The following is a 22292-nucleotide window of genomic DNA, read 5'->3' on the forward strand; positions in this document are numbered from 1 at the left end:
AATGAAATTGAGCTGATGATGAACAGTACAGGACTTGCTGTGAATCACAGTAAATGAAATTGAACTGATGATGAACGGTACAGGACTTGCTGTGAATCACAGTGAAAGAAATGAGTTGATGATGAACAGTACAAGACTTGCTGTGAATCACAGTGAATGGAATTGAGCTGATGATGAACAGTACAAGACTTGCTGTGAATCACAGTGAATGAAATTGAGCTGATGATGAACAGTACAAGACTTGCTGTGAATCACAGTGAATGGAATTGAGCTGATGATGAACAGTACAAGACTTTCGTAAGAAAGTGTTGAACCTTAGCATTAATTATCCAGCTGCACAAATCAATCTTTAGGAAAATAGATAAATTGCCAGTGAGACAAAAAGCGTCTCAAAGCCAATTTCCTAATTTTCTACAAGATTAAGCGTATTTGTTCCGCACTTAGTGTTATCCAACTGCATGAGCCAGCCTTTCGGGAAAAAGATAAAAATAGTTTGTGGCAGAAAGCGCCACAATCGATTTTTCCTATTTGCTGAGAATCACAACGAAAGAATTGAGTTGATGATGAACAGTACAAGACTTTCACAAGAAAGTGTTGTACCTTTCCGAAGAGCTGGGCAAGCCTGTTCCGCTTTTAAATTATCCAGCTGCATGAGCCAGCCTTTCGGGAAAAAGATAAAAATAGTTTGTGGCAAAAAGCGCCACAATCGATTTTTCCTATTTGCTGAGAATCACAACGAAAGAATTGAGTTGATGATGATCAGTACAAGACTTGCGTAAGAAAGTGTTGTACATTTTTTTACAAGGCTAAACGGGCTCATTCCGCTTTTAAATTAGGAGGTCTTTATGTTTGGTTTATTGAAATATGCAAAAAAATATCGGAGACAGATTATTCTTGGTCCATTTTTCAAATTTTTAGAGGCTTGTTTTGAATTAGTACTACCATTATTTATGGCTAGTTTGGTCGATCAGGGGATTCGTCAGAACGATCGAGCGTATGTTTTGGAAATGGCTGGTTGGATGCTCTTGATGTCAGTTATCGGTTTGGTTTGTGTGCTGATTTGTCAGTATTATGCGTCAGTAGCTTCTCAAGGTTTCGGAACAGAATTGCGCAATCAGCTGATGCGCAAGATCAATCAGCTTTCTCACGCAGAGCTAAATAGCTTTGGCACTGATACGCTGATTACCAGAACGACCAATGACATCAATCAACTGCAAGTTGCCTTGGCGATGATGATTCGCTTAGTAATCCGCGCGCCATTTCTAAGTATTGGTTCAGTTATTATGGCCTTTTATATTGATTTTCAAATGGGCTTGATTTTCCTCTTGATGCTTCCTGTATTCTGTCTGGTTCTTTATATCATTATCAAAACCACCGTGCCCTTATATAAAAAAGTTCAGGAAAAATTAGACCTTTTAAATCGTCAAATCACACAAAATCTTAGCGGCGTACGTGTCATTCGAGCGTTCGCCAGAAAAAAAACGGAAGAACAGCATGTCAATAAAGTAACGGATGATCTTTCTGCTATCTATATTAGAGTGTCCAATATTTCCGCTTTGTTGACACCTGCCACAACTTTAATTATGAATTTAGGGATTTTGGCACTGCTTTATTTTGGCGGAATTAAAGTATCTATAGGTAACTTAGAGCAAGGTCAGGTGCTGGCACTAATCAATTATATGAACCAAATGCTTTTGGCCTTAATTGTTGTATCAAACTTAGTCGTTATTTTTACACGCGCCTCTGCTTCTGCAACGCGTGTCAATGAAGTCTTATCCGTTTCCCCTTCTATTCAAACGGGAGCAGAAAATCCTGACGCTGCAAAAATTCAAGCAACTGGCATTGTTTTCGATAATGTTTCTTTTCGTTACCAACCAACAGCGGGTCTAGCTCTTTCAGCTATTTCATTAACGATTCCGGAGCATACTGTTTTAGGAATCACAGGACCTACCGGCAGCGGTAAAAGTACATTAACGCAATTGATTCCCCGTTTTTACGATGTAAGTGAAGGAAATGTTTTTGTTGGCGGGCGCAACGTACGTGATTATTCTTTGGAGCAATTACGTGCAAAAATTGCAATGGCCCCTCAAACAGCCGTCCTCTTTACTGGGACTATTCGTGAAAATCTACAGTGGGGCAAAAGCGATGCAACAGATGAAGAATGCTGGCAGGCCCTGGAAACAGCACAATGTCGAGACTTCGTAGAAAACTTAAGCGAAGGTCTGGATACTCCAGTTTATGAAGGCGGGAAAAACTTCTCCGGCGGTCAAAAGCAACGTTTGACTATTGCCAGAGCCTTGATTCATAAACCAGAAATTTTAATTTTAGATGATTCACTGAGTGCGTTGGATTATCAAACGGATTTGAATTTACGAACTGCTTTACAACGAGATTTAAAACATACCACCTTGATCTTAATTTCGCAGCGGATCAGCTCGATTCAAGAAGCAGATCAAATTCTAGTTCTCGATAGCGGCAAACAGGTCGGCTTGGGTACCCATGAGGAACTGCTGCAAAATTCTGCTGCTTATCAAGAAATTGTTGCATCACAAGAGGAGGTAACGGATGATGAAGACTAAAAAGAAAGCTGGCGTATCCTTGCGACGCTTCATGCCTTATCTGCTTCGGTATAAAAAAGAAATGATTGCTTCAGTGATTCTTGGGATTTTTAGCGGGTTGACGACTGTTTTAATGACTTATTATATTGGGAAATCCGTTGATACTATGATTGACGATGGTGCAGTGGACTTTACGATTTTAATGCAGCTTTTGGGTTTACTGGCTGGCATTTTAGTGATTACTGTCGTCAGTCAGTGGTTGATTCAGCGGCTTGGTAATCGCGTTTCTTATCTTAGTGTAGCCGAGCTGCGTAAAGATGCCTTTGCTCATTTGAACCGACTGCCTTTAAATTATTACGACCAAACGGCTCACGGCGACATTGTCAGCCGCTTTACCAATGATATGGACAACATTTCAGTTGCCTGCTCAGCAGTTTTTAATCAGCTGTTCTCTGGAGCTGCGGTTGTAGTTATTGCCTTTTTCTTCATGTTAAAACTAAGTCCGCTGCTTACTGCGGTTGTACTAGTTGCCACTCCTATCATTTTTCTAGCGAATTGGCTCGTAGCTAAATCGTCACAGAAAAATTTCACTGCACAGCAAAAAATTGTTGGTGAGATTTCCGGTTTTATTTCAGAGATGGTCGGTAATCAAAAAATCGTGAAGGCTTTTCAACAGGAACAGGTATCGCAGGAGCGGTTCGAAGCATTTAATCAACAGTTATACGTTCAAGGTCAGAAAGCCCAGTTCTCTTCTTCCTTGACTAATCCGCTATCCCGTTTTATTGACCATTTGTCTTACTTATCGATTGGTCTAGTAGGGGGATTATTGCTATTAAGCGGTAATCAGGCGATTACTATTGGGATTATTTCTAGCTTTACGATTTACTCAAGCCAATTTTCAAAACCATTCATTGAAATTTCGGGAATTACAACTCAAATTCAAACAGCCTTAGTTGGTTTGGATCGAACCTTTGAAATCATTAGTCAAACGGAAGAACAACCGGATGGCGTTCATGCACTAGTTTTAGAAAATGCGAAAGGAAAAGTTGAATTCAATCATGTCGATTTTGCTTATGTGCCTTCTAAGCCCTTGATTACTGATTTTAATTTGACTGCCTTTCCCGGTGAAACGATTGCGATTGTTGGGAAAACCGGTGCCGGTAAATCTACCTTGGTGAACTTGCTGATGCGCTTTTATGAAGTTGATAAGGGCTACATTACAATTGACGATCATCGCATTACCCAAATTGCTAGAGATAGCTTGCGGAAAAGCTTCGGGATGGTTTTACAGGATACTTGGTTGTTTGACAGCACCATTCGGGATAATTTAACTTATGGCAATCCGCAAGCCACCGATGCTGAAATCGAAGCTGCGATGAAAAAAGCTTATATTTATGATTTTGTCACACGTTTGCCGCAAGGCTTAGATACGCTGATCGGCGCCAGCGGAATTAAAATTTCTGAAGGTCAGCGGCAATTAATGACGATTGCCCGCACCATGATTAGTAATCCGCCGATGCTGATTTTGGATGAAGCGACAAGTTCAGTGGATACATTGACAGAGAAAAAAATTCAGGATGCCTTTTTACAAATGATGGAAGGTCGAACAAGCTTCGTTATCGCCCATCGTCTTTCAACCATTAAAAGTGCGGATAAAATCTTGGTAATGGATCAAGGCGCTGTCGTTGAAATCGGCAGCCATAAAGAATTGATTAATAAAAAAGATGGCTATTATCACGCATTGTATGAGGCACAATTTAAAAACCAAACAGTTTAAACAAAAATCCTCGAAGGTTCCTGGGATGTGGGAACCTTTGAGGATTTTTTTATTTAGGAATAAATTGTTTATAAGGTAGTTTTTGATTCAAATAATACGTGGTTATGACTTGAATAGGGAAAAACACAAGATTTTTCACAATTCGAGGCAGCCACCAAAGTGGCTGCATTAAATCCACACCATACATCAAACCCAGCCACAACGGTGTTAAAAACAGCTGAACCAATACGGTTACTAAAAAAGTCGCCGTAATGATTCTTTTCCAGGTCAATGTTTTTCGGTAATAGAAATACCCATAAATCATTCCAGACAAAAACGCATTAAACGTGAATCCCGGAAAATACGGCCCTTTCCCAAAAAGTAACATGCCGATAACATCAGCCACCGCACTCCCGATCCCCGTCCAAAAAGGCCCAAATAAAAGCCCCATCAACGATTCCGGTACAAAAGTCAAACTTACCCGCAAAAATTGTGTTTCAAACGAAATAAAACGGGTAAAAATCACCATTAACGCAATCAATAAACTCAATAGCGTTATGGCATGAGCATTCATTTTCTTGTTCTTCAATATTAGCAGCTCCTCTGAGAAGCGCTACACAAAATATGCAGCGAATGCGAAAATAAAACCGCGTATGATTGGAAAAGCGGAACAGGCTTGCCCAGCTCTGACAGAAAAATAGGAAATTGAGACTAAGGCGCTTTTTGCCTTATTCGCAATTTATCTTTTTTCCGAAGAGCTAGCCTGTGTAGCTGGATCACGGAAAAGCAGAACAGGCTTGCCAAGCCCTTTGGAAAGGTTCAACACTTTCTTACGAAAGTCTTGTACTGTTCATCATCAGCTCAATTTCATTTCACTGTGATTCTCAGCAAGTCTTGTACTGTTCATCATCAGCTCAATTTCATTTCACTGTGATTCTCAGCAAGTCTTGTACCGTTCATCATCAGCTCAATTTCTTTCACTGTGATTCTCAGCAAGTCTTATACCGTTCATCCTCAGCTCAATTTCTTTCACTGTGTTTCACAGCAAGTCCCAACATTTCCTCAAAAAATTCTCTCAATCATACTTCGTCTAAAAGGCAACATCCCATCCTTTTAGCACTTAACGCTTTATTTTCTACTCTGTATTTTTTGGACAATGTCCATCAGCAATATAGCATAACTCTAAAGCTGCTGCAACCTGTACCAGTAGCTGTTAAAATGAAAGCGGCCGTTGGTCTGTTTCATGAACGATTTCTCTAAAATCCGCAAAGCCTGCTGCTAAGCCGCGTAATAAAATTTCGGCTGTACCGATATTGGTAGCTAAAGGAATCTCATATACATCACTCAAACGAATTAAGGCCGTCACATCCGGTTCATGCGGCTGGGCAGCCAGCGGGTCCCGTAAAAATATCACTAAATCAAGCTGATCTTCGGAAATCATCGCACCAATCTGCTGATCTCCCCCAAGTGGACCAGATTTAAAACGATGAACAGCCAGACCGGTTGCTTCTGCGACTTTCAATCCTGTTGTTCCAGTAGCGAATAATTCGTGCTTCGCCAAAATCGGTTGGTACGCTAAAGCCAATTTAACCATTAACTCTTTTTTACGGTCATGTGCAATTAAAGCAATTTTCATTTGTGATCCCTCGATTTTCTGGTTTTCTTTGATTATACCAAAAACTATTGTACGAGTTTCAATTTTTCTACTCATTATTTTATTCAATTGCTTCTCTTTCGTCTTTGGTTGTTTTGGCTATCGAATTTTAAAAATAGTAACTCGTTTTATCCCTTCTTCTTTTATTAACCTAATGTTATAATTAAATAGTGAAAAGTGATGTGCAGTCCGCGTCTGGAGGATTTCGTGTAGATATCCAAAAAGATCACCATGGTTGTCCACCTTATTACCATAATTTCCAATGGCAGTAATAAATTGATAAAGGAGTGATTGAAATGGATGCGAAAATCAAAAACTTATTATATTCTGTCGTTTTAGGATTAGGCATTATTGCTTCATTTTTCTTTGAGTCAATGCTGCAAAAATTTGTAATCACAATGATTGTCACAATTCTGTGTATAGGAATTTATTTATATAACAAAAAAGAAAGTCATAAAATAAATTAATGAAATAATGATTGGCCCAAATTTATTTTAAAGAATAACTATGTTCTATTAAAATATTAAATGATTATAGAGTGGAAAAATCCACTCTATTTCTAATTTAAACAATTAAAAATCTGCTTAGATCAGCTAACCATGCGTTCCTTTGTCATATTGCCGAAAGAATGACTCTTTTCTTGTGCAACCTTCCATTGAGAATATAGAACGCTTTCACGTATACTGTGATTATATTAAAAACAGAAAAGAGTGACTTATATGGTAGAAATGGCGTTAAAAAATGTTTATAAACAATATGATAATGCAAAAAGCTATTCTGTTACTGACTTCAATTTAGAGATTGCCGATCGTGAATTCATCGTCTTTGTTGGACCTTCCGGCTGTGGCAAATCGACGACCTTGCGAATGATTGCTGGCTTGGAAGATATTACCGAGGGTGAGCTGACGATTGACGGTAAAGTAATGAATGATGTCGCTCCTAAAGACCGCGACATCGCGATGGTTTTCCAAAACTATGCGCTTTATCCTCATATGACCGTTTACGACAATATGGCGTTTGGCTTAAAGTTGCGTAAATATGATAAAAAAGAAATTAAACAGCGGGTTGAAAATGCGGCTGAAATTCTAGGACTTACAGATTTTCTTAAACGCAAACCGGCAGCTCTTTCCGGCGGCCAGCGTCAGCGTGTGGCACTGGGTCGGGCGATTGTCCGCGATGCTAAAGTCTTTTTAATGGATGAGCCTCTGTCCAATCTGGATGCCAAACTGCGGGTTGCGATGCGCGCTGAAATTGCCAAGCTGCATCAGCGTTTAGAAACGACTACTATTTATGTTACTCATGACCAAACGGAAGCAATGACCATGGCCGATCGAATTGTCATCATGAGAGATGGCTTTATTCAGCAAATTGGTTCACCTAAAGAAGTCTATAATACACCAAATAATGTTTTTGTGGCCGGCTTTATCGGCTCACCTGCGATGAACTTCTTTACGGTTACGTTGAATAACGGCGTCATTCGTGATGGGCATGGATTGGAGCTTGCTATTCCTGAAGGCAAGAATAAAGTTCTGGTGGAAAAGGGTTATGAAGGAAAAACCGTTATTTTTGGGATTCGTCCGGAGGATATACATAGTGAACAGGTAGTTCTGGATGCTATGAGCGAGGCGGTCGTTCGTTCAGAAATCGTGGTTTCCGAGCTGTTGGGAGCAGAAACAATGCTTTATACTAAGCTAGGTGACACAGAATTTATTTCAAAAGTTGATGCGCGTGATTTCCATCGCCCGGGAGAAGTTGTTGAGTTGGCTTTTGATATTAACAAGGCACATTTCTTTGATGCAGAAACAGAGCAAGTGATCACGTTACCCTAAAAATAAATAATTAGCGCCAAAAGCCGGTGATAGTTTCCAGCTTTTAGCGCTTTTTTTAAATGAGCTTTTCTTTCTTTGCTGCAAAAACAGGAGTTGTTTGTTGCTCCATTTTTCTGGCTTGCGTGAAAACAGGCAGATCAAATTGTTTACTTAAGGCATTTGCTACAAAGTAGGCAATATTATAATCCACCAAGCTGTGAATCAATCCGCCAAAGCCCATTAATAAAAAGATGGAATACATATAGCCTTGAGAATAGTAGGTTTCAGGCAAATTTCCCATTGTATAAAAAACACTCACAACAGCTAATTCTGCTGCCGAATGAATAAGACCAATTCCTAGATTAAATAATTGAAATTTTCCATTAAACAACACAAATTTATTTTTGCTTAAAACAAGAGTCGGATGCTTTTGTAAATAAAGAGCCCCTACTGCCGCAAATAAAAGATGCGACATCGCCCGCAGCGCAATGATCGGTGTGGCAGACAGGAAAAAGCCGAAGCCTGTTCCCAACGCCACAGCAATTGCTACTGCCGGTGAAAAGAACATAGCTAAAAAAAGCGGTACATGACTGGCCAAAGTAAAGGATGCTGGTCCCACCGTGATTCTCGGCATAACCATTGGAATAATAATACCCATTGCTACTAAAAGTGCGGCGATTGTTAAATGTCTAACTGAATGCTTTTTCATAAAAACCCTCCAAGGTGTCTTGACATGTTTGATGGTCTTATTTTACGCAAAAAGGAGCAGGGTGTCAAGACACCACGCTCCTTTTATTCGTTATTTTTAAAATAAAACACGTCTGTCGGTTAAAACAATCCTTGAATCTTACCGGATGCATCTACATCAATATTTTCATAGGCTGCTTTTTTCGGTAAGCCCGGCATCGTCATAATAGCACCTGTATAAGCGACAATAAAACCGGCACCCGCAGAAATTTTAATATTGCTAATCGTTATTGTAAAATCTGTGGGTCGACCCAGCTTCGTTTGATCGTCTGACAGGGAGTACTGGGTTTTAGCCATACAAATCGGCAGCTGATCAAGGCCTAATTTTTCCAGCTTAGCAATTTCTCTTTCAGCGGCGGTTTCATAGCGAACCGCAGAGCCGCCGTATACCTTTTCCACAATCGCACTGATTTTTTCCTTAATGGATGCCTCATCCGGATAAGCAAAAGAAAAATGATTTTCCTGTTCAGCTAAACGAACCACTTCTTCTGCCAAAGCTTCGCCACCGGCGCCGCCTTGCGCCCAAACATCAGATAGCACCACATTTACCTGACGTTTTTGACATTCTTCTTTGACTAGCTCCAACTCAGCTTCAGTATCAGTTGGAAACTTGTTAATCGCAACGACTGTTGGCAAGCCAAAGACTGTTGTCGTATTTTCGATATGCTTCAACAGATTGGGTAAACCTTTCGTTAAAGCGGCAACATTTTCTTCGGAAAGCTGATCTTTAGGCACTCCGCCATGCATTTTTAGTGCCCGTACAGTAGCCACAACAACAACCGCTGAAGGACGAATACCGGATTTACGGCATTTAATGTCGATGAATTTTTCTGCGCCTAAGTCAGCACCAAAGCCGCCTTCTGTAACCACATAATCCGCCAGCTTTCTGGCAGTATTAGTGGCAATCACACTATTACAGCCGTGAGCGATATTGGCAAATGGGCCACCGTGGATCAGTGCCGGATTATTTTCCAGTGTTTGAACCAAATTAGGTTTAATGGCATCCTTAAGTAAAGCCGTCATCGCTCCTTGTGCATTCAATTCTTTCACTGTAACTGGTAAATTATCAAAAGTATAGCCGATAATAATATTTGAAAGATTCTTTTTTAAATCTTCGATATCGTTGGACAAGCATAAAACAGCCATGATTTCTGAGGCAACCGTAATTTCAAAGCCGTCCTCACGCGGCACGCCATTTACGCGCGCCCCCAACCCGTCTACAATATGCCGCAGCTGGCGATCATTCATGTCCACTGCACGTTTCCAGGTAATGCGGCGATTATCAATGCCTAGCTGATTGCCTTGGAAAATATGATTATCAATAATTGCAGCTAATAAATTATTTGCTGCGCCAATTGCGTGAAAATCGCCGGTAAAATGCAGATTAATATCTTCCATCGGTACTACTTGAGCATAACCGCCGCCTGCCGCACCGCCTTTAATTCCAAAAACCGGTCCTAAAGAAGGCTCTCTTAGCGCAATAATTGCTTTTTTTCCAATTCGATTTAGTGCATCACCCAATCCTACAACTGTTGTCGTTTTTCCTTCGCCAGCCGGAGTGGGCGTAATCGCTGTAACTAAAATAACCTTGCCTTCTTTTTGGTCAGGAATTTTGCCTACATCGATTTTCGCTTTGTACGTGCCATAAGGTTCTATTTGGTCAGTCGTTAACCCGATTTTTTCAGCTACCTTTGAGATAGGTAGCATCGTTGCTTCTTGAGCGATTTCAATATCTGTTTTGACCATACTTCTCCTCCAATAAACAATTTTTGCGGTGCTATTTTTTCAGCCAGCTCATGGCTGTATCTGAATAAACCTTGGCTCCTTCAACTAGAACAGCTTCGTCAAATACGATAGTTGGATTATGGAGATTGATGTTTTCCTCAGATGCCACAACTAATACGGTCGCCGTTGGAATCAAATGACTAATTTCCCCAAAGTCCTCGCTGCCCATTAAAGGTGTAGGTAAAGGCATTTCTGCTATTTGTTCTGCACCAAAGGTTTCTGTTAAGGATGCTTTGACGAAAGCAGACAGTTCTGGATCATTGTCATTCGTCGTACAGCCATTGGTGAAAACAACCTCAGCTTCTGCCCGAAAGGCCTTAGCAATATTTTCAGCCATTGCCACCATACGTTCTTTCAGCTGACTGCGGACATCCTCTTTTAAGGTACGCAGAGTGCCCTTCATTACCGCTGTTTCCGGTATAATATTGGACGCTCCCGCAGTGCCGCCCATAAATTCGCCGATCGTCAAAACAAAACGCTCTTCTGACCCTATTTCTCTGGCCGAAAGCTCCTGTAAGGCCGTATAAATATGAACAGCCACATTGATTGGATCAATAGAAGTTTCCGGCTGTGAGCCATGACCGCCACGCCCTTTGACTTTAATTTCAAACCAGTCGGCACTAGCCATAAAAGTGCCGCCCGGTGTCGGCATAATTTGGCCTACTTTCAATCCTTTAAATGGAAAGACATGAATCATCATGCCCGCATCCACTTTGGGATTTTCCAACACGTGATTTTCAATGCAAACCTTAGACCCCGACAGGATTTCTTCTCCTGGCTGGAACAATAATTTCACTTGACCTGCCAATTCATCTTCAAATTCCTTAAGAATTTTAGCAGCGCCCAAAAGCATTGTTGTGTGTATATCATGACCGCAGGCGTGCATGTAGCCATTTTCAGATTTAAAAGGTAAGTCCGTTAATTCCCGAATCGGCAATGCATCCATATCGCCACGCAATAAAAAGGTTTTACCCGGCTTTTTACCAGCGACAACAGTCAATCCGGATTCACCGCAGGCTTGAGGTTCATAACCATAGGAAATCAGTTTTTCCTTAACGAAAGCGACAGTATTCGGCAAATCCAAGCCAATTTCCGGATTTTGATGTAGATGTCTTCTAATCTGAATCAGTTCTTCTTCTAAACTTGCGGCAAAGTTCTTTTGTTTTTCTGTTAGCATTTTTTTCTCCTTTTCTTTCAGTCCTTCAACGTTCGATAAAGCTCTACCATACAACCACTTGTCTATTAAAACCAACATTTTACAAATGAAACAGCCAAAAAACGTCTTAATTAAGAACTATAGTAGCAGAAACAACGGTACCGCGTAAAGAGCAGAAAGCAGTTCCGTCCTTAATTTTCAAAGATTATTCGTCTTTAGCGCTCTTTTCAGCCAGCAGCGCCAAATTTTCATAGGCTGCACCGATTCCTTCATTATAGGTTGGATGTGGATGAATAATGGAGGTTACTTGATCAAGCGTCAGCTCATTGACAATCGCTGTAGCAAATTCACTCACCAGATCCGTTGCCCGTTCACACATTAAATGCGCGCCCAGAATTTTTTTACTTTCAGCATCTGCAAGCACCTTGATAAAACCAAGCGTATTGCCGGCAATGACTGTTTTACCGTTAGCGGCCATAGTATATTTTCCCACTATAATTGCTATTCCTTTTTCTTGAGCTGTTGCTTCCGACAAGCCAACTGCAGCAATTTCAGGTGTAGTATAAACACACGCTGGAACTACATCCAAACGATAAACAGGCTTTTGCTGCTGCATAGCCACGACTGCATTTACGCCCTGCGCGGAGGCTAAATGTGCCAACTGTGCACCGCGACTTGCTACATCACCAATCGCGTAAATGCCTTTCACAGAAGTTTCAAAGGAGTCGTCTACCCAAATACCCTGTTTTTCCGTTTTAACCGCTAACTCCGGTGCAAACAAATTATCGAACATTGCCGTTCGGCCAGTGGCAATCAGAATTTTGTCAGCAGCTACTTCCTGCTCTTTTCCTTTGGCAGAGTATTTACAAATTAGCTTATCTTCTTTGATTATTTCCGTTACTTGTGCTTTCGTTTGAAGGACAATGCCACGTTTTTTCAAAATGACCGCCAATTTTTTAGAAATCTCGCCATCAAAATTTGGCAATAGACTAGAAGCAGCCTCAATAATGGTTACTTCGCAGCCATATTCATTGAAAATACTGGCAAGCTCTACGCCAATCACGCCGCCGCCAATGATTACTAGCTTTTCAAATGATTGGGCTTCAGCCAACAGCTCATCACTTGTCACAACTCCGGCTAAATCACTTCCCGGAATCGGTGGAAGCGCTGGTTTTGAGCCAGTCGCTATGAGTATTTTATCAGTCTGATAGGTCATATCTCCTACCGCGACTGTATCAGCAGCGGTAATCTTGGCTGCTCCTTGAATAAGCTCTATTTTATTGGCCTTAAATAAGCGCTCAATTCCTTGGGTTAGTTGAGCCACAACGTTGTCTTTCTTTGCGTAAATTGCATTCAAGTCAATGTGAACATCACTAACTTGAATGCCGTTTTCGCCTGCTTCTTTGATTTCCCGCAGTGTTTCAGCCGCATGCAGAAGTGTTTTGGTAGGAATACAGCCGCAATTTAAACACGTACCGCCTAGCCATTGACGTTCAACCACTGCAACCTTCATTCCCAGTTGTGCTGCTTTAACTGCTGCCACATAGCCGCCAGGACCTGCACCAACTACCATTAAATCATAACGCAATCTCCTTCCTCCTCTCCTATTCCCTGTCAAATTTATAACGAACAATCGGCTGTCTGGCTGCTCTTACTTCATCTACTCGATGAATTTTGGCATGCAGCGGATAGTCATGGAACGCTTCCGGCTGTGCATGTGCCGCATCATTGAGCTGACGATAGACTGCTACCGCTTCATCAATGCGAGCCTTTGATTCTGTTTCCGGCGGTTCAACCATTAAAGCTTCTGGCACGGTCAGCGGGAAATACATCGTGGGCGGATACATTTGGTGATCCAAAATCCCTTTGGCTATATCCAACGCACTAACGCCGGTTTCTTTTTTTAGTTTTTCTAAGCTGATAACGAATTCATGCATGCAGGAATCACCATAAGGCACATCAAAAATATCCTTTAGCTCATGCAGCATGTAATTGGCATTAAGCACTGCACTTTTCGAAGCGGAGGAAATCCCTTCACTCCCTAAAAACAGCACATAAGTCAAGGCGCGTAAGAACACTGAAAATTGACCATAAAAGCCTTTAACTGTTCCTATTGAGTATTTTGGTGTGGTAAAAGTAATTCCTGTATCTGTCACCACTGGATAATAATCGGGTAAAAAATCCTTCAGCACTTCTTTACAGCCGACAGCACCAGAGCCAGGGCCACCGCCGCCATGAGGTGTTGAAAAGGTTTTGTGCAGATTTAAATGAATAATGTCAAAGCCCATATCGCCCGGACGTGCCACACCCATAATGGCATTTAAATTGGCGCCATCGTAATAATTTAATCCACCGGCTTCATGGACAATTTTGGTGATTTCTAAAATATTTTTGTCAAAAATACCGGCAGTATTGGGATTAGTCAGCATCAAACCCGCCGTGTCCGCGCCCACCGCCGCTTTTAAGGCTTCAATGTCTACACAACCGTATTCGTCAGAAGGAATGTTCACTGTAATCATACCGGCCATTGCTACGCTGGCAGGATTGGTGCCATGAGCGGAATCCGGCACGATAATTTTATTTCGTTGCGGCTGACCGTTCTTTTCGTGATATGCTTTAATCATCAACAAGCTGGTAAATTCGCCATGCGCTCCGGCAGCTGGTTGAAACGTAAAGGCCGACATCCCAGTAATTTCATTTAACAAACGTTCGGTCCTAGTAAAAACCTGTAGCGAGCCTTGAACCGTATGCTCAGGCTGTAGTGGATGAATATTGGCAAAGGCTGGATACGCTGCCATTTCGTCGTTAATTTTGGGGTTGTATTTCATCGTACAAGAGCCTAAAGGATAAAAGCCGTTGTTAATCCCAAAGGTCGCATTCGCCAGCTCGGTATAATGGCGACTAATTTCAGGCTGCGGTACGGAAGGCAAATGCAGCGCTTTTTGGCGTTTCATTGTTTCCGGAAGCTCAACTACCGGTACTTCGCATGGCGCAACCATTTCGTTGTAATAGCCTTCGACACTTCGTTCAAAAATTAATTTCATTTTGCGCAAACCTCCTTCACCAACGCAATGACTTCATCCAGCTGTTCCTTTGTATTCATTTCAGTTGTACACCACAATAATCCTTTTTCAGTAGGATAACCGCCTAAAATATCCTGCGCTTCCAACTCGGCTAAAAGCAGCTCATGCTCGACTGGAAAAGTAGCGACGAATTCATGAAAGAAAGGCGCTTCATCATAGACTGTTACACCTTGAATTTGCCGAAAACCATCCGCTAAATAATGTGCTTTACTATAGCAATGCTCAGCAACATTTTGAATTCCCTTGGTACCCATCGTACTCATATAAACAGCATTTGTTAACGCACATAGGGCCTGATTCGAGCAAATATTCGAAGCTGCTTTTTCACGACGGATATGCTGTTCTCTAGCCTGCAAGGTCAAAACAAACGCTCGCTTCCCGGCTTCATCCACTGTTTCACCGGCAATTCTTCCCGGCAGCTTGCGCATCATTTTTTCTTTAGTAGCAATAAAGCCGATATATGGACCACCAAACGCCATCGGCAAACCAAAGGGCTGAGAATCACCTACCGCAATGTCTGCATTCACCTCGCCAGCACTTTTTAAGATCGTTGCGGCTACTGGATTGACGCTCATAATAAATTTCGCCTTCACTCCATGCACCAGCTCAGCTATGGCTTCCACCTCTTCAATACCGCCATAAAAATTCGGCTGCTGAACAACTAAACAAGCCGTCGTTTCATCCAGCTGTTCTTGCAAAGCGGTTAAGTCAGTGCTACCGTTTTTTTCCGGAATCAGCACAAATTCAATCTCTCGCGAACCAAAGTAGGTTTGCGCCGTCCGAATCGTCATCGGATTCGTCGTTGCCGAAATCAGCACCTTAGCTCTTTTTTTATCAAGACACATATTAATAGCTTCAGCTGCCGCCGTCGCGCCATCATAGACGGAAGCATTGGTCGCATCCATCCCTGTGATTTCACAAATCATTGTTTGATATTCAAAAATCGACTGCAGCAAGCCTTGACTAATCTCAGGCTGATAAGGCGTATAAGAAGTAACAAACTCCTCCTTCGCAGCAACTTGCTTTACCAGCGCCGGAATATAATGATTGTAGGAGCCGGCCCCGCGAAAAATACTGCTGAAAACTTTGTTTTTTTGTCCCATTCCTTCTAAAATTCGGCGCACGTCTGCCTCTGATTTTCCCGCAGGAATATCAAGTGTTTCAATCAGCATTTCCTTCGGTAAGCTTCGATACAGCTCATCCATGTTTTTTAAGCCGATTGTTGCCAGCATTTCCTGCTGCTGCTTATCGGTTGAACCAAGATAATTGCCCATCGCTTACTCCTCCTCAGCTTCTTCGCAGAATGCTTGATAATCAGCCGCATTCAGCAAATCCTCCGTTTTTTCAATACCTTCTACTTCAATAATCCAAGTATCCAATGCTGCTGAATTAATCAGTTCCGGACTGTCCAGTAATTCTTCATTAACTGCACTAATTGTAGCTGTTACCGGCGAATAAACCTCTGAAACGGCCTTTACTGATTCCACATCGGCAAAGCTGTCGCCAAGCGTCACTTCATCGCCAACTTCCGGCAAATCAATGAAGACAATATCTCCCAACTGCTCCTGCGCATGATCGGAAAGTCCAATTTTTGCTTTTTCTCCCTCAAAACGTACCCACTCATGTGATTTTGAATAGTTCAACTCTTCTTTTGCCATTATAATCCGCTCCTTTTTCCGACTATTTTTTGATAAATGGTAGCTCTGTAACCGCTGCGGTAATTTTTTTTCCTCGTACCTCTACTTCAACAGGTGAACCAATCGTCACTCGATCTGTTTTCACCAAAGCCATGGCACAGGCCTTGTTAAGTGAAGGACACATGGTGCCTGAGGTAGTTTGACCGATTTTTTCACCATTAAAGTAAACGGCGGCGCCTTCCCGGGCGATTCCTCGTTCTGTCAGCTGCAGCCCAATGCGTGTAATTGTTGGCGTTCCCTTTTCCACTAATGCTTGCTTGCCGATAAAATCCGTTTTGTTCATTTTGACGGCAAAAGCCAAATCCGTTTCTAAAGGTGTCACCGTTTCATCCATTTCATGCCCATACAAAGGCATCCCCGCTTCTAGGCGTAGCGTATCGCGCGCTCCCAAGCCGCAAGGAATCAAGCCGTATTCCTGTCCTGCTTCCAATAAAATTGACCATAATTTTGGCCCATCTTCATTGCGACAATAAAGCTCATAGCCGAACTCGCCTGTATATCCGGTTCTTGATAGTAAACAAGTAATACCGCCAACTGATGCCTGTTCCACAAAGCTGTAATATTTTTTAGGAATGTCCGCCTCTGCTGTTAGTTTGGCAATAATCTCTTTGGACTTAGGTCCTTGTAAAGCTAATTGCGCCCACTGATCTGATTGATCGCTGAAGACGACTTCGCCAAACAAGTGCTGCTTCATCCAGGCAACATCCTTTGCCCGATTCGCCGCATTGACCACTAGCAGATATTTTTGATCGTTTAGCTTGTATACTAATAAATCGTCAAGTACACCGCCCGCCTCATTACACATTAAAGTGTATCTGACACGACCAGTTTCCAGATTGGTGAAGTCATTCGTCAGCAGGTACTGCAAATTTGCCAACGCATCGGCTCCTTCATAAACGACCTCACCCATGTGAGAGACATCAAATAAACCTGCCTGATTTCGTACCGCTAAATGCTCTTTTATCACACTTGTTTCCTTATACTGCACTGGTAATGTATAGCCTGCAAAGGAAACCATTTTCCCGCCAAGTGTTTGGTGGGCTTCAAATAAAGGGGTTTTTTCGTCCATTTTCATACTCCTCATCCATTTTTATTTCAAATGATTCTAACTACACCTCCCAACTCAAACTATCTAAAAAACAGAGGAACAGGCACCTAAAAGAAGGGCTTGTTCCTCTGTAAAAAACCTGAGAGATTCGTCTTCTTAATCGAAGAGTTGCTCCTTCGGTGCGTTCGCTTTCCAGAGTGATGTCAAATTACGGTCCTTTTTACCTGAGATCTTCATAATAAATGCATAGCTTCATTTATTATTTATTCCTTCGGTGCTAATGATTAGACTCTCCCGTAATTCTCTTCCATCCATTATTTTCATTTATTTTTTAGGCATAGCACAATATTGCTGGTGATGGTTTAATGCAAAATATTGTGGAATATTCCCTGTTAAATCACCTTCATTGAGAGATAAGGTTTGAATGCTCCGATTATCATAAAGGTGAATGTACATTTTTTTCTTCTGCGCATCATAGGCACTTGTATACTGGGTATATTGAACATCGGTGTCACTAGTTACTTTCACAACTCCCTTAGGAATATCGAAGCTGTTCAATAGATGAAATATCTGATCGATCGCTTGCTCATCCTCTACGGGATCAGAAAAATGTTTCAAGTAAGCCGCACGTACAAAACGCGACTGCGGTGTAAAATCACCGGGAATCCCTCTTAAGCCAGAGCCTTTTCCATTTGAAATAACATGCAGATCGCCCATTTGAATATCCTGTGCCATATAATCACTCAGACCAACATAATTTTGCAAATTGATTAAATGCCAATCAAACTTAGGACTATTGGTAAACACGCCCACCGGATTATCATAGATTTCGTAACCGCCTTCAATCGATGGCTCTACAACGATACTTGCTCCTGTCGTATCCTGAAAAACATAGTGTTGAGGAATCCCTACTAAGTCATCCATGATAGCAATCGCCGTATCCTGATTCACTCGTTCTTTCAACTCCTGCACCGAACCGTAATTGGTTAACGCATACGTGACAAATTCCGCTCCGCCTAAAGGAATTTTATCTGCCGCCTGTATTTTCTCTAGCTCCGTGTAACGATTATAATGACCAAAATAAAATGAACCGCCCATCAATCCTCGTTCATTCACACCATCAACCAGTAAAGGATGCTCTGCTAAAACAACACCCATTGCAGCATAATTCGTTACAAAGTAAGCAGCAGCTGTTTTTAGCTTATAGTTTCTGGGAATAATACCGCCGTCATAATCCAATGTTAAATTAAATTCCTGTGTTCTGCCCCAATAGCTATTGCCGCTTTTGGATTTAAGCATAATGCCTGTACACATTTTCCCACATCCTTTTATTTTTATCAAAAGTCTGAACTAGTCTTTTTTTCGAATCATCAAAGTGATGGCACCCGATACAATAAAAGCTACTGCGATAAACAAAAATGAACTAAAGAAAGTACCGTTTGATACCTGAATTAAAAAGCCAATAATGGTTGGTGCAACGAAGCCGCCGGAAACGCCAATTGCATTAATCGTGGCATATTTAGCCGAAACCTCATCGGACGGAAACAGCTTTACCGGAATACTCATTAACGTGGCAAAAGCCAGACTGGCACAGGCTACAGCCAGCGTCAGACAGATCATACTCAATAGAAAAGATCCGATCACTGCAATTAAAATCGCAAAAAAACCGCCGCCAATCGTTGCGGCAAATACGACCCAGCGCTCTTTCCCAAGGAAGAACTTATTCACAGCTATGCCGCCCAGCATGGCCGCCGCCATTGTGAAAAAGCCGATAATCGCAGACATATAGGCTGTTTGCGACAAAGCCAAGCCGTGTGCTTCCACAAGATAGGTCGCCATCCAGCCGTTTAAACCATAAATTGCCGCATTAATAAAAAACGCTGCAAAAATCATGACCCACACATTGCGATCTTTCAATACTTCCCGAAACGAAATCCCGTTCTTCTTTTTCAAATGTTCCTTTACACCGCCATAAGATTTAGGAATAACTACCCACATTAATACTGCCACCAGTATAACCGCAACTCCTAGAAAATAATACGTCTTATGCCAGCCGATCATCAATAACAGCGGCGCAATCAATAATGGACCTACAATTGATGCAAAGCCGGATGAAGCAATCATAGTTGATTGTGCCGGACCCCGTTTTTCTAACGGCAGTTCCTGTGAGATAAAAGTGCTCACCGACGACGGATACCCCGCATGTGCCACCGCGCCTGTCATCAGCCGAATAAATACTAAGTATAAAAATGAAAAGCCAAACCCAAATAAAAATAGAAAAATACCTACCAATAAGACCGATGTAATCAATAATTTTCTCGTGCCAATTTTATTCGATAAATACCCAAAAGGGATTTGAAAAATCGTGTACCCTAGGAAAAAGGCACTTAAAATCAACCCTTTTTGCTGCGGTTCAAACCCTAAGTTCTCTGCAATAGTCACCAGTGACATGCCGATCGTCGTCTTGTCTACATAAATACAGGTATAGCCTAAAAAAATTGCCGCCAACATCCAAAACATATTTCTCGTTTCCTTTTTTTCCACACTATCACTCCTCAACAAAAGAAAGCGCTTACTAAAATTAATTATCCTTGTTTTTGGTGAAATGTCAATAACTCATTGAGAATAATTTACATAAAGTCGGAATATTTAAAGCTACGTACAAAAAAAGCCCGCACAAAGAATGACTCTTTGCACAGGCTAAAAGGCTGGAAATTTTTTTAGGTAGTTAGCTCTTTACATTTTTTTCTAAGGTATTACTTAATCTGGCAAATTCTTCCAAAGATAAGGTTTCTCCGCGCCGTGACGGCTCTATTTCCGCTTCTGTCAGGCTGGCTGTCAGCCAAGCTTTGGTTGCTTCATCCTTGCCGTAGTAATGTATTAAGTTGTTCCATAGGGTTTTACGGCGCAGCTGGAAGGATGCTTTTGTTAATTTAAAAAATGCCTGCTCATTCGTTACTTCTACTGCCGGACGTGCCCGTTTGGTCAGCTTAATAATCGCTGAATCAACATTAGGCTGCGGAATAAAAACCGTTTTCGGGACAATAAAAGCAATGCTGGCTTCCATAAAATACTGCACAGCAATGGATAACGACCCGTATGCTTTTGTTCCTGGTTTAGCTGAAATGCGATCCGCTACTTCTTTTTGCATCATCACAACCATTTCGCTGACGTCCAAATCCGACTCTAAAAAATGCATCATAATCGGCGTAGTGATGTAATAAGGCAAATTCGCCACTACCTTCAGCGGCAGCTCCTGTTTAAACACGGACTGACTCGTTCCGATCAAATCTGCTTTGAGTACATCCTGATGGACAACGGTTATATTGTCATAAGGTGTCAAGGTATCTGCTAAAACCGGAATTAAGCGATCATCAATTTCAAAAGCCAATACTTGAGCCGCGTTCATTGCTAGCTGTTCGGTCAGTGCGCCGATTCCTGGTCCTACTTCGATCACATTCGTTTGTTTATCTACAGCAGCCGTTTCCACAATTTTGCGGAGGATATTCGGTTCTGTTAAGAAGTTTTGGCCCAAGCTTTTTTTAAAGGAAAAGCCATGTTTTTTTAGGATTTCTCTCGTTCTTGAGGGTGTAGCGATTTCTTTATATTCTGTCAACTTGCTTCCTCCGTTAGGTTAGTCATTTACAGTATTCATAGCTGCCATCAGCTCTTGTTCGGTAATTCGAAACATTTTTAAACGTTTTGCTAACTGCTTGCTGTTGGTATAGCCAATCCGCAGCTCATCCCCCAGCAATTCTCTTCTTTGCTTGGCGCCTGCTCCAGCAATTAAGCCCAGCTCCAACAATAGCTGGCGTGGAATTTCCTGATAGTCGTCGGCTTCATTGACCGGCGTAACTACTTTTTCCAACGCTTCTAAAATCGCTTCATCACTGGCATGCTCAACGCCTAAACTGGAGCCGCGTTTTTTAGGCGCCGCTAAACGACGAGACAAAAAGGCATGCTTGGCATCCGGCACCACTTCCATAATGGTTTTCCGAATTTTTTCGCCGGAATAGTCCGGATCGGTAAATATAATGACGCCGCGTGTTTCTTGTGCATGTTCGATTTGAGCTAGGATTTCTTCATTAATCGCCGAGCCAATTGTTTCGATGGTATCTGCGTCGACCACTTCCTGAAGGCGGCGTGTGTCGTCTTTTCCTTCAACGACAATGATTTCTTCGATGGTTAAACGCTTCTTCATTGTGCCAGCCTAAATAAACGATGAGCGTTGTCTGTTGTTTGTGCAGCAATCTCTGTCACAGATGCGCCGCGCAGCTCTGCGATTTTTTCGACGACATAACGGGTATATCCCGGTTCATTGCGCTTGCCACGATAAGGAACCGGCGCCAAATAAGGGGCATCCGTTTCAACCAGTAGCCGCTCTAAAGGAACCTCTTTCGCTACTTCCTGTACCTCCAGCGCTTTTTTAAACGTAACAACCCCGCTTAAAGAAATATGCATGCCTAAATCTAAAAAACGCTTCATCCACTCTGGATCACCGCTAAAGCTGTGCATAATTCCACCGATATCGCGAATATCCTCTTCTTTTAAAATCTGGTACGTATCTTCTATTGCATCTCTGGTATGAATACTAATCGGTAGGTTCATTTCCTTGGCAATAGCAATCTGGCGCCTGAAAACGCGTGCCTGCACCTCTTTAGGATCCTCCATCCAATAATAATCCAAACCGATTTCACCTAACGCAACGACTTTTGGACGCGTCAGCAACTCCTGCAACTTCGCTTCAACAGCGTTTGTATAGCTGCCGGCTTCGGTCGGATGCCAACCGATGATGCTTTGAATTTGTTGGTATTGTTGACTTAACGCCAAGGATTTTTCAATAGTTGGTGTATCAAAACCTACAACGGCCATCTCTGTTACACCTAATTCTGCGGCGCGCTGAATCGTTTCCGGGATATCTTCATTAAATTGTTCTGCATTTAAATGGGTATGTGAATCAAAAATCATGACTCTTACCTCCTGTTTTCTTTCTCAGTAAA

The 22292-nt window shown here is 42.0% G+C and carries 19 protein-coding genes and 2 riboswitches; of the genes, 4 read left to right on the plus strand and 15 right to left on the minus strand.

Annotated features, from left to right (window positions below; genetic code table 11):
- Nucleotides 1–845: 845 nt before the first annotated feature.
- Both ABH902_RS05170 and ABH902_RS05175 read left to right on the plus strand, forming a co-directional pair.
- Complete coding sequence (locus ABH902_RS05170) at nt 846–2579, plus strand: ABC transporter ATP-binding protein (protein WP_404589486.1); 1734 nt, start codon at nt 846–848, stop codon at nt 2577–2579.
- The gene (locus tag ABH902_RS05175; RefSeq protein ID WP_404589618.1) at nt 2569–4335 is read left to right on the plus strand and encodes an ABC transporter ATP-binding protein; all 1767 of its coding nucleotides are present in this window, start codon (nt 2569–2571) and stop codon (nt 4333–4335) included. Before ABH902_RS05170 ends, ABH902_RS05175 begins: the two co-directional genes overlap by 11 nt.
- Nucleotides 4336–4384: 49 nt before the next feature.
- Here the strand turns inward: ABH902_RS05175 and ABH902_RS05180 are convergent, their stop codons facing one another.
- Both ABH902_RS05180 and mgsA read right to left on the minus strand, forming a co-directional pair.
- Nucleotides 4385–4912 carry a folate family ECF transporter S component gene (locus tag ABH902_RS05180; RefSeq protein ID WP_404589619.1) on the minus strand — a complete coding sequence of 176 codons (528 nt, stop codon included), beginning with the start codon at nt 4910–4912 and terminating at the stop codon, nt 4385–4387.
- A 442-nt stretch (nt 4913–5354) separates the two neighbouring features.
- Nucleotides 5355–5459, minus strand: a riboswitch (THF riboswitch).
- 68 nt (nt 5460–5527) lie between these two features.
- A complete protein-coding gene (gene mgsA / locus ABH902_RS05185) occupies nt 5528–5950 on the minus strand; it encodes a methylglyoxal synthase (RefSeq protein WP_404589487.1) in 423 nt (140 codons plus the stop codon).
- A gap of 314 nt (nt 5951–6264) precedes the next feature.
- Here mgsA and ABH902_RS05190 point away from each other — a divergent pair, with 314 nt between their 5' ends.
- Nucleotides 6265–6435 carry a hypothetical protein gene (locus tag ABH902_RS05190; RefSeq protein WP_404589488.1) on the plus strand — a complete coding sequence of 57 codons (171 nt, stop codon included), beginning with the start codon at nt 6265–6267 and terminating at the stop codon, nt 6433–6435.
- A gap of 252 nt (nt 6436–6687) precedes the next feature.
- Nucleotides 6688–7797, plus strand: coding sequence for an ABC transporter ATP-binding protein (locus tag ABH902_RS05195; RefSeq protein ID WP_404589489.1), 1110 nt, complete (start codon nt 6688–6690; stop codon nt 7795–7797).
- A 55-nt stretch (nt 7798–7852) separates the two neighbouring features.
- Here the strand turns inward: ABH902_RS05195 and ABH902_RS05200 are convergent, their stop codons facing one another.
- The 13 genes from ABH902_RS05200 to ABH902_RS05260 all read right to left on the minus strand — a co-directional run bounded on the left by ABH902_RS05200 (nt 7853) and on the right by ABH902_RS05260 (nt 22260).
- Nucleotides 7853–8485, minus strand: coding sequence for a hypothetical protein (locus ABH902_RS05200; protein WP_404589490.1), 633 nt, complete (start codon nt 8483–8485; stop codon nt 7853–7855).
- A 119-nt stretch (nt 8486–8604) separates the two neighbouring features.
- Nucleotides 8605–10269: a formate--tetrahydrofolate ligase gene (locus ABH902_RS05205; RefSeq protein WP_404589491.1), complete on the minus strand. Its 1665-nt coding sequence runs from the start codon at nt 10267–10269 to the stop codon at nt 8605–8607.
- Between the two features lie 31 nt (nt 10270–10300).
- Complete coding sequence (locus ABH902_RS05210; RefSeq protein ID WP_404589492.1) at nt 10301–11485, minus strand: M20 family metallopeptidase; 1185 nt, start codon at nt 11483–11485, stop codon at nt 10301–10303.
- A 184-nt stretch (nt 11486–11669) separates the two neighbouring features.
- Nucleotides 11670–13052 (minus strand): dihydrolipoyl dehydrogenase, encoded by a 1383-nt coding sequence (lpdA, locus tag ABH902_RS05215; RefSeq protein WP_404589493.1) that lies wholly within the window; start codon nt 13050–13052, stop codon nt 11670–11672.
- Between the two features lie 16 nt (nt 13053–13068).
- Entirely contained in the window at nt 13069–14508 is a 1440-nt protein-coding gene (gene gcvPB, locus ABH902_RS05220; protein WP_404589494.1) for an aminomethyl-transferring glycine dehydrogenase subunit GcvPB, read from the minus strand.
- Nucleotides 14505–15821 carry an aminomethyl-transferring glycine dehydrogenase subunit GcvPA gene (gene gcvPA / locus ABH902_RS05225; RefSeq protein WP_404589495.1) on the minus strand — a complete coding sequence of 439 codons (1317 nt, stop codon included), beginning with the start codon at nt 15819–15821 and terminating at the stop codon, nt 14505–14507. The genes gcvPB and gcvPA overlap by 4 nt, the downstream gene beginning before the upstream one ends.
- Before the next feature lie 3 nt (nt 15822–15824).
- The gene (gene gcvH / locus ABH902_RS05230) at nt 15825–16205 is read right to left on the minus strand and encodes a glycine cleavage system protein GcvH (RefSeq protein WP_404589496.1); all 381 of its coding nucleotides are present in this window, start codon (nt 16203–16205) and stop codon (nt 15825–15827) included.
- 22 nt (nt 16206–16227) lie between these two features.
- Nucleotides 16228–17313 (minus strand): glycine cleavage system aminomethyltransferase GcvT, encoded by a 1086-nt coding sequence (gene gcvT, locus ABH902_RS05235; RefSeq protein WP_404589497.1) that lies wholly within the window; start codon nt 17311–17313, stop codon nt 16228–16230.
- A 180-nt stretch (nt 17314–17493) separates the two neighbouring features.
- Nucleotides 17494–17599, minus strand: a riboswitch (glycine riboswitch).
- A gap of 17 nt (nt 17600–17616) precedes the next feature.
- Nucleotides 17617–18606, minus strand: coding sequence for a linear amide C-N hydrolase (locus ABH902_RS05240; protein ID WP_404589498.1), 990 nt, complete (start codon nt 18604–18606; stop codon nt 17617–17619).
- Nucleotides 18607–18642: 36 nt separating this feature from the next.
- Nucleotides 18643–19836: an MFS transporter gene (locus tag ABH902_RS05245; protein ID WP_404589499.1), complete on the minus strand. Its 1194-nt coding sequence runs from the start codon at nt 19834–19836 to the stop codon at nt 18643–18645.
- Nucleotides 19837–20020: 184 nt separating this feature from the next.
- Entirely contained in the window at nt 20021–20908 is an 888-nt protein-coding gene (gene rsmA, locus ABH902_RS05250) for a 16S rRNA (adenine(1518)-N(6)/adenine(1519)-N(6))-dimethyltransferase RsmA (RefSeq protein ID WP_404589500.1), read from the minus strand.
- An 18-nt stretch (nt 20909–20926) separates the two neighbouring features.
- The gene (rnmV, locus tag ABH902_RS05255; RefSeq protein WP_404589501.1) at nt 20927–21493 is read right to left on the minus strand and encodes a ribonuclease M5; all 567 of its coding nucleotides are present in this window, start codon (nt 21491–21493) and stop codon (nt 20927–20929) included.
- A complete protein-coding gene (locus ABH902_RS05260; protein ID WP_404589502.1) occupies nt 21490–22260 on the minus strand; it encodes a TatD family hydrolase in 771 nt (256 codons plus the stop codon). Before ABH902_RS05260 ends, rnmV begins: the two co-directional genes overlap by 4 nt.
- Nucleotides 22261–22292 lie beyond the last annotated feature (32 nt).

The sequence above is a fragment of the Enterococcus sp. UD-01 genome (genome assembly GCF_044909655.1).
In the GTDB taxonomy this organism is placed as follows: Bacteria; Bacillota; Bacilli; order Lactobacillales; family Enterococcaceae; genus Enterococcus_L.

What these genes read in the sequence shown, in the direction of transcription:
- ABH902_RS05240 (WP_404589498.1), bottom strand. Translation starts at nt 18,606, where the DNA reads ATGTGTACAGGCATTATGCTTAAATCCAAAAGCGGCAATAGCTATTGG.
- mgsA (WP_404589487.1), bottom strand. Translation starts at nt 5,950, where the DNA reads ATGAAAATTGCTTTAATTGCACATGACCGTAAAAAAGAGTTAATGGTT.
- ABH902_RS05210 (WP_404589492.1), bottom strand. Translation starts at nt 11,485, where the DNA reads ATGCTAACAGAAAAACAAAAGAACTTTGCCGCAAGTTTAGAAGAAGAA.
- gcvPB (WP_404589494.1), bottom strand. Translation starts at nt 14,508, where the DNA reads ATGAAATTAATTTTTGAACGAAGTGTCGAAGGCTATTACAACGAAATG.
- ABH902_RS05200 (WP_404589490.1), bottom strand. Translation starts at nt 8,485, where the DNA reads ATGAAAAAGCATTCAGTTAGACATTTAACAATCGCCGCACTTTTAGTA.
- gcvH (WP_404589496.1), bottom strand. Translation starts at nt 16,205, where the DNA reads ATGGCAAAAGAAGAGTTGAACTATTCAAAATCACATGAGTGGGTACGT.
- rnmV (WP_404589501.1), bottom strand. Translation starts at nt 21,493, where the DNA reads ATGAAGAAGCGTTTAACCATCGAAGAAATCATTGTCGTTGAAGGAAAA.
- ABH902_RS05195 (WP_404589489.1), top strand. Translation starts at nt 6,688, where the DNA reads ATGGTAGAAATGGCGTTAAAAAATGTTTATAAACAATATGATAATGCA.
- ABH902_RS05205 (WP_404589491.1), bottom strand. Translation starts at nt 10,269, where the DNA reads ATGGTCAAAACAGATATTGAAATCGCTCAAGAAGCAACGATGCTACCT.
- ABH902_RS05170 (WP_404589486.1), top strand. Translation starts at nt 846, where the DNA reads ATGTTTGGTTTATTGAAATATGCAAAAAAATATCGGAGACAGATTATT.
- gcvT (WP_404589497.1), bottom strand. Translation starts at nt 17,313, where the DNA reads ATGGACGAAAAAACCCCTTTATTTGAAGCCCACCAAACACTTGGCGGG.
- ABH902_RS05190 (WP_404589488.1), top strand. Translation starts at nt 6,265, where the DNA reads ATGGATGCGAAAATCAAAAACTTATTATATTCTGTCGTTTTAGGATTA.
- ABH902_RS05260 (WP_404589502.1), bottom strand. Translation starts at nt 22,260, where the DNA reads ATGATTTTTGATTCACATACCCATTTAAATGCAGAACAATTTAATGAA.
- ABH902_RS05175 (WP_404589618.1), top strand. Translation starts at nt 2,569, where the DNA reads ATGAAGACTAAAAAGAAAGCTGGCGTATCCTTGCGACGCTTCATGCCT.
- gcvPA (WP_404589495.1), bottom strand. Translation starts at nt 15,821, where the DNA reads ATGGGCAATTATCTTGGTTCAACCGATAAGCAGCAGCAGGAAATGCTG.